This window comes from Methylophilus aquaticus (assembly GCF_030769565.1).
GTDB lineage: Bacteria > Pseudomonadota > Gammaproteobacteria > Burkholderiales > Methylophilaceae > Methylophilus > Methylophilus aquaticus.
Window position 1 is genome coordinate 83265 of record NZ_JAVCAP010000013.1, and the last position, 8628, is coordinate 91892.

The 8628-nt window shown below is 47.9% G+C and carries 9 protein-coding genes; 7 read left to right on the forward strand and 2 right to left on the reverse strand.

What is annotated here, in order from left to right; genetic code table 11:
- Positions 1-5: 5 nt before the first annotated feature.
- From Q9291_RS06485 to Q9291_RS06500, 4 genes are read left to right on the forward strand one after another with little or no spacing between them, the layout of a single operon-like run.
- Entirely contained in the window at positions 6-920 is a 915-nt protein-coding gene (locus tag Q9291_RS06485) for a hypothetical protein (RefSeq protein WP_306389215.1), read from the forward strand.
- Positions 917-1882: a vWA domain-containing protein gene (locus Q9291_RS06490; protein ID WP_306389216.1), complete on the forward strand. Its 966-nt coding sequence runs from the start codon at positions 917-919 to the stop codon at positions 1880-1882. The genes Q9291_RS06485 and Q9291_RS06490 overlap by 4 nt, the downstream gene beginning before the upstream one ends.
- Positions 1882-2418, forward strand: a complete 537-nt coding sequence (locus Q9291_RS06495) for a hypothetical protein (protein WP_306389217.1) — start codon at positions 1882-1884, stop codon at positions 2416-2418. The genes Q9291_RS06490 and Q9291_RS06495 overlap by 1 nt, the downstream gene beginning before the upstream one ends.
- On the forward strand, positions 2415-3371 hold the full coding sequence (locus tag Q9291_RS06500; RefSeq protein WP_306389218.1) for a vWA domain-containing protein: 957 nt from the start codon (positions 2415-2417) through the stop codon (positions 3369-3371). Before Q9291_RS06495 ends, Q9291_RS06500 begins: the two co-directional genes overlap by 4 nt.
- Before the next feature lie 10 nt (positions 3372-3381).
- Here Q9291_RS06500 and Q9291_RS06505 read toward each other — a convergent pair whose 3' ends face one another.
- Positions 3382-4062 carry a hypothetical protein gene (locus tag Q9291_RS06505; protein ID WP_306389219.1) on the reverse strand — a complete coding sequence of 227 codons (681 nt, stop codon included), beginning with the start codon at positions 4060-4062 and terminating at the stop codon, positions 3382-3384.
- A gap of 364 nt (positions 4063-4426) precedes the next feature.
- Between Q9291_RS06505 and Q9291_RS06510 the strand changes: the two genes are divergently transcribed.
- Positions 4427-5929: a porin gene (locus tag Q9291_RS06510; protein ID WP_306389220.1), complete on the forward strand. Its 1503-nt coding sequence runs from the start codon at positions 4427-4429 to the stop codon at positions 5927-5929.
- 322 nt (positions 5930-6251) lie between these two features.
- Positions 6252-7454: a GGDEF/EAL domain-containing response regulator gene (locus Q9291_RS06515; protein ID WP_306389221.1), complete on the forward strand. Its 1203-nt coding sequence runs from the start codon at positions 6252-6254 to the stop codon at positions 7452-7454.
- Positions 7455-7566: 112 nt separating this feature from the next.
- Here Q9291_RS06515 and Q9291_RS06520 read toward each other — a convergent pair whose 3' ends face one another.
- On the reverse strand, positions 7567-8052 hold the full coding sequence (locus Q9291_RS06520) for an ester cyclase (RefSeq protein ID WP_306389222.1): 486 nt from the start codon (positions 8050-8052) through the stop codon (positions 7567-7569).
- A gap of 120 nt (positions 8053-8172) precedes the next feature.
- Between Q9291_RS06520 and Q9291_RS06525 the strand changes: the two genes are divergently transcribed.
- Complete coding sequence (locus tag Q9291_RS06525; RefSeq protein WP_306389223.1) at positions 8173-8559, forward strand: winged helix-turn-helix transcriptional regulator; 387 nt, start codon at positions 8173-8175, stop codon at positions 8557-8559.
- The last annotated feature ends 69 nt before the right edge of the window (positions 8560-8628 follow it).

Sequence of the window (8628 nt, forward strand, 5' to 3'; positions counted from 1 at the left end):
CCAAGATGAAAACATTATTCACCCGCCTGCTCTTCTGCCTTGGCTTGTCTGCAGCCTCGTATTCGCTATGCGCGGCAACGCCTGCAGCCACCATGGTGGCACTGAAAAATCCGGCGCATTACTCAGGCATTCAGATTGGCGATGTGTTGCAGAGAACCATCACGATTGCCGTGGAAAAGCCTTACCAGCTTGTGCGCACCCGCTTGCCAATCAAAGGCCTGAACCGGCAGGGCATTGAGCTCAGGGACATCGAAATTGAAAGCACGCAGGCCGCGGGTAAAACCGTTTACCAGATCGCCTTCAGTTATCAGGTGTTTGCCAATACGGGGAAACCCATCCAGTTGCAGTTACCCGCTGAGCGCATCCAGTTCTCAGGTGGCCCAACTGACACCACCATAACCATGCCATCCTGGCGCTTCTGGTTTGCTGCCCTGTTGCCAGACAAACTGCTCAAAGCGAAAGCCAGTGTGATCCCGCAATACAAACCCTCTCTGCTCGACCACACCCAGTTTGACCGTTGGCTGCTGGCCGGTCTGTTAAGCATGCTGACCGGTCTCGCTGGCTTGCTGTACGTGAATGCCGCCGGGGCCAACTGGTTACCGTGGATGAATGGCGCATTTGCGCGTGCCAGTCGCCAGATCAGCAAACTGCCAGCTACAGCTGACGGGCAAAAACAGGCCGCCCTGCTGTTACAGCAGGCGTTTAATACGAGCTGGGGGGTGAATGTGCTGACCAGCAATGTCAGCGAATTGCTGACACAACGCCCTCACTTTCAGCCGCTGGAAGCAGAAATCAAGGTCTTTTTCACGCAAGCAAGTGCTTTGTTATATGCAGGGCAATCTGGCCAACCTGGCACTTTTTTGTCGCAGATGAACACACTGTGTCGCCAATTGCGTGATTGCGAGCGGGGTGCCCGATGACTTTGCTGCACCCATGGTTTTTATTGCTGTGTCCGCTCGCAGCAGCATCTTTTTTATTGCATAGCCGCCACGGACAGGCCTGCGCATGGATAGAGATGGTGCCTGCTGACGCTTTGTCGCAAACCGTGGGCAAGGTCATGAAAAGCCTGACTGCCCTGCTCTTGCTGTGCCTGATACTGGCACTTTCCGGCCCGCAAGGACAAAGCCATCAAGCGCAAAAAGTCGGTAAAGGCGCGCAAAGTGTGTTTGTGATTGATCGCAGTGTCAGCATGGACCATCCTTTTGCCGGACAAGCCGTCAACGGTCGTGCCGCCGAAATCAAGTCTGCCGCCGCACGCAGGCTGATTACCGCCTTTATCGATGCCAGACCCGACGACATGATGGGGGTGGTGGGCTTTACCAACTCAGCACTGTATGGCATGAAAATCACTAGCAATCGTGATGCCATTCATGCCGCCATCAATGCCGCGACCGGCCCGGCACTCAATCAAACCAATATCGGCGCCGGCATTACCGAAGCGGTCACACTGTTTGACAAAATCCAAAGTACCGGCTCGCGCGCAGTTATTTTGCTGTCGGATGGTGCCGGCAAATTGAGTCCGCGCGTCAAATATAAAATCACCCAGCAACTGGTGGGCAAAAAGCTCAATTTATACTGGATCGTGCTGCGTGAACCGGATGATATCAGTATTTTTTCCAAGCGTGAGTATGCAGATGACCACCTGCCTGAAGCCATTGCACTGGACCATTTTTTCAAGTCACTCAAAATCAAATACAAGGCCTTCGAGGCTGACAACGCAACGGCGCTGGAGTCGGCCCTGCGTGAAATCGATGCCAAGGAAAAGAACGTCATTCAATACGCCGTCATGCTCCCGGGCAGGGATTATGGACGCGACTTGATTGTGATCAGCTTGTGTTTGGGGTTGCTGATCTTACTCATCAAAAACATAAGGATTTACTGATGACCATGCATGCAAAAAAATCCAATGGATTGTTCACAGGGTTATTGCTTGGCGGCCTGCTTGTGGCCGCTTATGCGGGCTATCGAAGCTACGCCATCCAAGACATCAATCAGGCCATTCGCAAGGGCCAACAGATCAGGGATAGCCGTTTCCCAACCATAAAAAAATTCATGGCGGCCTATGATCAGGGCAACAAGAATGATTACAAGCATGCTGTGCAAACCTATGGCCAGTTGCTTGAAATGTCACCCTCTGAATCAGAACAAGCGCGGATTCATTTTAATATCGGCAACAACCTGTTTATCTTCGGCCTGATCCGAAAAGTGAACGAAGATGGCAGCTTTCAGGACGAAGCGCGCTATGCTTTTACACAGGCAAAAATCGCCTATGAACAATCATTGCGCCTGGACCCGCATGATCAGGCCGCCAAATTCAATTTAAGCCTGCTGCATTCTGTGATGGCGCGCGGCATGCAGGCGGCAGCGAAAGAGCATTCCACCATGGAGCTCAGCAATTTGCCGATAGGACTACCATGAATCGCTTGAACGAAACGCTGCAAAAGCATTATGAGCCGATACTCTATATCACTGCACTCTGTCTGCTTTCACTGGCTTTATTCAAGCCACATATCCGCCTGAAGCAGGAAGTTCACAACTACCTGCTGGTAGCGGATGTGTCCCAAAGCATGAACGCTGAGGATGAAACACGCAACCAGAAGGCGGTCAGCAGGCTGGCATACAGCCAGCATTTGATGAAAAGTATTGTGCTGCAATCGCCGTGCGGCACCTATTTCAGCCTGGGCATTTTTGCTTCGGACAATGTTGCGCTGTTACTGAATCCGCTGGAAGTCTGCAAAAACCTGGATACCATTACTGATGCGATTGACCACCTTGAGTGGCGCATGGCTTGGAAAGGCAACAGCCGGCTGAGTTTTGCTGTACGGGCGGCGGCCAATGTATTTGACTCACTCAACGTGCCAGCCCAGATGCTGTTTTTTACCGATGGAGACGAAGCGCCCCGAGTCAACGTGACGATCAAGCAAGACTTGAGTGGCATACAGATGGGGCAACAGTTTATGTTTGTCGGTGTGGGTGGTTCGGAAAAGGTCGCTATTCCACGCTTTAACTCGTCAAATAAACGCGTGGGATTTTGGCCTGTGAGCGAAAATAACAATGCGGGTGCTGTAGGTGTCACCTATTCTGACCCGAGTCAGGATGAACCAGACCCGCCCGTAGCGTATGCAGAGTACGACAGACAACGCTCGCAACTCGAAGAAGACTACTTAAAAACACTGGCCTCGGAATTCAATGGCAGTTATATCAAAGGACAGGATAATGCCACCTTTTACCGCCACATTGCCGAGACCAAACCTGCAGCCAGTTTTGTCTCTGACTACAATATTCGCTGGTTGTACCTGCTGCTGGCGCTCATACTGCTGCTCGCAGTTTATTTTCCGCACTGGCTATGGCGGCAAGACAAGCAGGTTTAATGCTTAACACCTAAAACACGCGAATCAGGCGCATACTGAAGACACTGGCTTCCTTTTTCGGTCCGTCCAGATTGGACAGCGCCCACCCAAGCTGGGCAGTATAAAACTGAGTGAGATCATAATGCACCTGCGGCGTTGCCCGGTAGCGCCACCTGCCGCCGGATTGCACTTCATGATTCAACTCCAGCCCCAGGGTTAAACGGGTGGAGACATCATAGAACACACTGTTATTCAGCAGGGGATCCGTGCGTGGTTTCGCGTTCAGGTGATGCATGCGCAGCCCCAGCAAACTGACCGATGACCACCGCGCATTCCATCTGAGCGCATGGATATATGTGACATCCGCTGAAATATATTTGCTGCCGTGGTCTTTATACAAAATGGACTGCCAGCCATTGATCATGCCGCGCTCCAGATCGGTTTCCAGCGTTTTTTGCAAGCCGAATTTATACTTGCTCAATGCCGCATTCTCAAACGGCAGTTCAATTTCCAATGCAAATCCGTCGTCAAAAGCATACTCCAACTCTGGCGCCCAACTTAGGTCTCCTGACCGAGCATCTGCGTCAGCCAGCGCATTCATCTCCATCTCACCACGTCGTGCGCCCAGCGGCCGCATCAGGTCAAAAATCATCGGTTCCGGGATGCGCATATAGTGATCGCTATGTGCAGCATTTGGCTCGATAAATGGCATTTCAGCCAGTGATTCCTGAGCATTTGCCAACAAAGGCAGACAATAACACACCATTGTTATTAAAAATTTCTTCACAAGCCACATATTATATTTATATCAATACAGATGATTATACTACCACAGTTTTCAGTCGATTTTTTCATACAAACTAGCGCGAAACCAAAGGTGACATAGTCCGATGAACTAGTCCTGGAAAATAGCCAACAATCACTTGTAACGTTGATCTTACAAAGCTTACGTGAAACTTACACATCATTAAAAATCATGTATTTAGCCCCATACTGTCACAGAATTGTCATATACAGCATTCAAAATTCGTCTCGGTTAAAAATGAATGTTCAGATCATAGATAAGGGATTTAAATATGGCTCCAGGCTTTAAAATCAAATGTGCAGTCATGTGTTTCATGTTAAGTAATGCAGCACATGCCGCCCAACCTACTACTGCGGCTGAAGGCCCTCAGAAAAGTGCTGGTGACAACCAGAGCCGCCCCAACCCAACGGTAAGCAATAACGCGCTCAACAACTTCATCAATGCTGATGCGCCATTCAGCTATGACTTTAGCCTGGGCGACCACCCTTCAAATATCCAGTTTTACGGCATTATTGATATTGCGCGCACCAGCATTAACCATTCTTTGCCAGAAAACTACGAGTTACCAAACAACTTTTACCCTTACAGTGGCGCAAAAAGAACCGCAAGAACCACCTCAAGAACAGAATGGGTAAATGGCGGCTTGCAAGCCTCCCGCTTGGGCATTAAAGGCGAAGTAGGCAAACTGCAATTGTGGCAGCGTGACTTTAAACTCATGTATCAATTTGAAGCTGGCTTCAACCCGCTGGATATGAAGCTGCATGATGCGGCACAGACCTTGGCCGATAACTCCGGCACCAACGCCAACTCCAGTGTCAGTGCCGACTCCTCCTTGAATGGTGAGTTTTTTGCCCGCCAAGCCTGGGTAGGTATAGACGGTGGCAGCCTTGGGCGCGTGTCATACGGTACACAATACAACCCCTTCTTTGAGATCACTAACCCATACGATCCTAACAGTAAAGCAGATACATTCTCCCCGCTGGGTGAGAGCGGTACAATTGGCGGCGGCGGCGGTATCTCTGAAAACTCGCGTATGAAGAACAGCCTGAAATATGGCAACACCTACAATGTAGAGGGTGTGGGCAAAATCAACTATGCAGGGATGTACCAGTTTGGCAATACCGCTGGCACCTCAGAAGGCTATGGTTACACTGGCCAGCTGGGATTTGAAAACAGCCTGTTTGGCGTTCAGTTTGCCTTTAACCGTTTTGACAATGCAGTCAAGGCAGGGTCAGCAGCGGCAGGAAATCCTGCAGCCAACGACACAATTTCCGCGGCACTGTATAACACTGAAGCGACCTTGCTTGCCTTGAAATGGACACCGAACAAGGAAATCAAATTCACCGGGGGCTGGGAATGGTATCGCCTGAAGCCTTCATCAGACCGGACGATCAAATACAACACACTGTTTGACCAGACTGTATTTGGTGGTGTTGCCACCTCTGCGCTGCAGCCAGGCTTTAAACAAGATAACAATGTGTACTATATCGGTGCCAGCTATGACTTCTCACAGCGTATTCCGGCACTGGCAGGCCTCACGGCATCTGTAGGTTACTATGACACACGGTTTGATGCGATTGATGGGCCAACCATTTCTACCAACTCTGAAGGCAAGATCGACACTTGGACCATGATTGCGGATTATCGCTTTAATAAACGCCTGGACACCTATGTGGCTTATACCAACAACCACTTCTCTGGTGACAAATATCCACGTGCAAGCACCTACCATGATGTCAACAGTGTAGGTGCAGGCATGCGCTTTAAATTTTAGATAACACCTGAAAAAGACCCAAACTGCTGCTTGGGTCTTTTAAAGCGCATACTCAATGGCGAAGCACGCGTATATTATTTACGCTGTACTAAACGCATATCCGTTTTTTTGAGGGGTACATTTATAGTAACTTTTAAGTTACTATGCAGTTTATCAACATTTTGCAACAAGCCGAAATGTGCTTAGCCGATATCTCACTAGCTGCTTTGTAACTAGCTGCAATTAGCTTCTTAGCCAGCGAAAATAATCATTAATTAACCGCAAGCAGATAGCCTGATTCATCTGGTATAGATTTAATTGAGGGAGCTCACTTAATTCACCCATGGGTAGAACAGGAGTTGCTAAGAGCAAGAAGACTATTTTAATCCTTGATCAAGATGATGACATTGCAAAAATCATCAGCCTGGAGGCCGAGAGCCTTGGATTTGAAGTTCGGGTATTCAAAGATCCCATATGTTTTATTGAACATATTCCGACATGCGCCCCGTCTCACTTGGCGATTGATTTAATCATGCCATCCCTGGATGGTCTTGCATTACTGAAAAACCTGATCCAGATCGATTGTAAATCCTCGATCATTCTGACCAGTGGTATCGGAACAGCCACACTTCATGACGCGCAGCTCACAGCAATTAAACACAAGTTAAATGTCAGAGGCATATTAGACCGGCCATTTAACCATTTAATTTTAAAAAACATGTTGTCAGATCTCACTTCTGTTGACCTGTTTGCAGATTTAACTACCGCATTACGCGGGCAAAAATTCGTCGTGGATCACGACACGCTGCAAGAAGCCCTGCACAAAAATGAATTCATTCTGTACTACCAGCCTCAAGTAAATTTACTGAGTGGGGAAATTATCGGGCTTGAAGGCCTGATGCGATGGCACCATCCCCAATCGGGCATCAAACTACCTGAAGTTTTTATTCCGATCGCAGAGGAAACCGGCCTCATTGACCAGTTAACGGAAATTGCAATCGCTCAAGGATTTAACTTTATTAAAAAGCTTAACTCTATGCTGTCTCTTTCTTTGAATATTTCAGCAAGAAGCATCAAAGACAACCATCTTGTGCAAGTGCTCAACAAGTACTGTCAACAATTTGATATCGCCCCCCAAAGAGTTGTGTTGGAGCTTACAGAAACTACCACCATGAAAGACCCGGAAAAAGCACAGGATATTCTTAACCATCTTAGAACCAAAGGGTTCAGACTGAGTATTGATGACTTTGGTACAGGTTACTCATCTATGGCTCAACTCGCCCAGCTGCCTTTTTCAGAGCTTAAAATCGATAAATCCTTTGTCACCACCATGGAACACTCCCCTAAATCCATCAAAGTTATCGCTTCCACTATCAACCTTGCAGAGAGCTTGGGCATGGCAACCATTGCAGAAGGTATTGAAAACAGTATTGCTGCTATTGGCTTACGTGAACTGGGTTGTCACTTTGGACAAGGATATTATTTTGCACGCCCCATGGATCAACAAGCAACAGTGCAGTGGCTTAAAAGCTGGGGCGCGCCCTGACGCATACTCTCGTAGCGCATCCTGCTAAAAAGCTTTAAAAATCAATGCAGAATTACCCACACTGTTGCTATAAACAGTCGGCGAAAAGCAGGCTGTTTATAGCAACACAAACTTATTGAATGACGCCCAATTGTTGAAATAGACCATAAGCATCCATCACATCCCAGTGCTCGGCCAGTTTGCCGCTTTCAATACGAAAAATATCCACGGCATGAATGCTGTAATGCTTGCCAGTGGCTGGAATTCCCAGCCAATCACCGTGCTGTGTGCCAGAATAAACACCATAAACCCACACGTCATCCCCTTCTGCCACGACTTTTTCCAACTGATAATGCCAGTCAGGGACTGCCTTAAACCACTCAGCAAAAAACTGCTGAAAACCAGACGCCCCTTGTGGCACTAAGGGATTGTGCTGTATGTAGTCGGTGTGCACATATTGATCTATGTGGGTCAGTTCTTTTTTCACAAATACTTCATTCGCAAAATTTGCCAGTAATTGTTTGTTTTGTTGCGATATATCTTGGGCCATGGCGGACTCTCCGTAAATAAATGACAGGTAAAAAACAAATGCGCTTAACACCTCGCTAAACAACTTCATAAAACACTCCTCAAAAACAGTTCAAGATACGAACCGGAAAATGGAGTTGCGGATATTACTTTCATTGGTTACTATTAGTAAGTAGGCACCTAAAAGTAATATATATACTTGGGATAAACCATGAATGACCTCAACGACAATGCATTGAAAATTTCCAAGAGCTGGGATGCCTATCATGCACAATGCCCGACACGCCTGATGCTGAACAGAATTGCGGATAAATGGACAGTGTTAGTACTTGGTTTGCTGGAAATGGAAACAAAACGGTTTAGTGCATTGCAACGAGAAATTGGCGGCATTTCGCAAAAAATGCTGACGCAAACACTGCGTGGGCTTGAGAGAGATGGATTGATACAACGGACGGTTTACCCTTCAGTACCACCCAAGGTTGAATACACGATTACGCCATTAGGCAGCACGCTGGTCGGACTGTTAACTGCCATCCGGTTATGGTCAGAAGAGAGGTGGCCCCGTTTAGTTGGACAGAATGTTTGCTTTTTTAAGTGAAATATCTTGCGATTCTGTTTAAGCTGCCTTGGGTGTTGCGGGCAGGTGTTTAAAGTAAAACTCATCCGG

Excerpts from the sequence above, each read along its gene's own strand:
- Q9291_RS06520 (WP_306389222.1), bottom strand. The coding sequence starts at position 8,052 with ATGAAGTTGTTTAGCGAGGTGTTAAGCGCATTTGTTTTTTACCTGTCA.
- Q9291_RS06525 (WP_306389223.1), top strand. The coding sequence starts at position 8,173 with ATGAATGACCTCAACGACAATGCATTGAAAATTTCCAAGAGCTGGGAT.
- Q9291_RS06485 (WP_306389215.1), top strand. The coding sequence starts at position 6 with ATGAAAACATTATTCACCCGCCTGCTCTTCTGCCTTGGCTTGTCTGCA.
- Q9291_RS06500 (WP_306389218.1), top strand. The coding sequence starts at position 2,415 with ATGAATCGCTTGAACGAAACGCTGCAAAAGCATTATGAGCCGATACTC.
- Q9291_RS06495 (WP_306389217.1), top strand. The coding sequence starts at position 1,882 with ATGACCATGCATGCAAAAAAATCCAATGGATTGTTCACAGGGTTATTG.
- Q9291_RS06505 (WP_306389219.1), bottom strand. The coding sequence starts at position 4,062 with ATGCCATTTATCGAGCCAAATGCTGCACATAGCGATCACTATATGCGC.
- Q9291_RS06510 (WP_306389220.1), top strand. The coding sequence starts at position 4,427 with ATGGCTCCAGGCTTTAAAATCAAATGTGCAGTCATGTGTTTCATGTTA.
- Q9291_RS06490 (WP_306389216.1), top strand. The coding sequence starts at position 917 with ATGACTTTGCTGCACCCATGGTTTTTATTGCTGTGTCCGCTCGCAGCA.
- Q9291_RS06515 (WP_306389221.1), top strand. The coding sequence starts at position 6,252 with ATGGGTAGAACAGGAGTTGCTAAGAGCAAGAAGACTATTTTAATCCTT.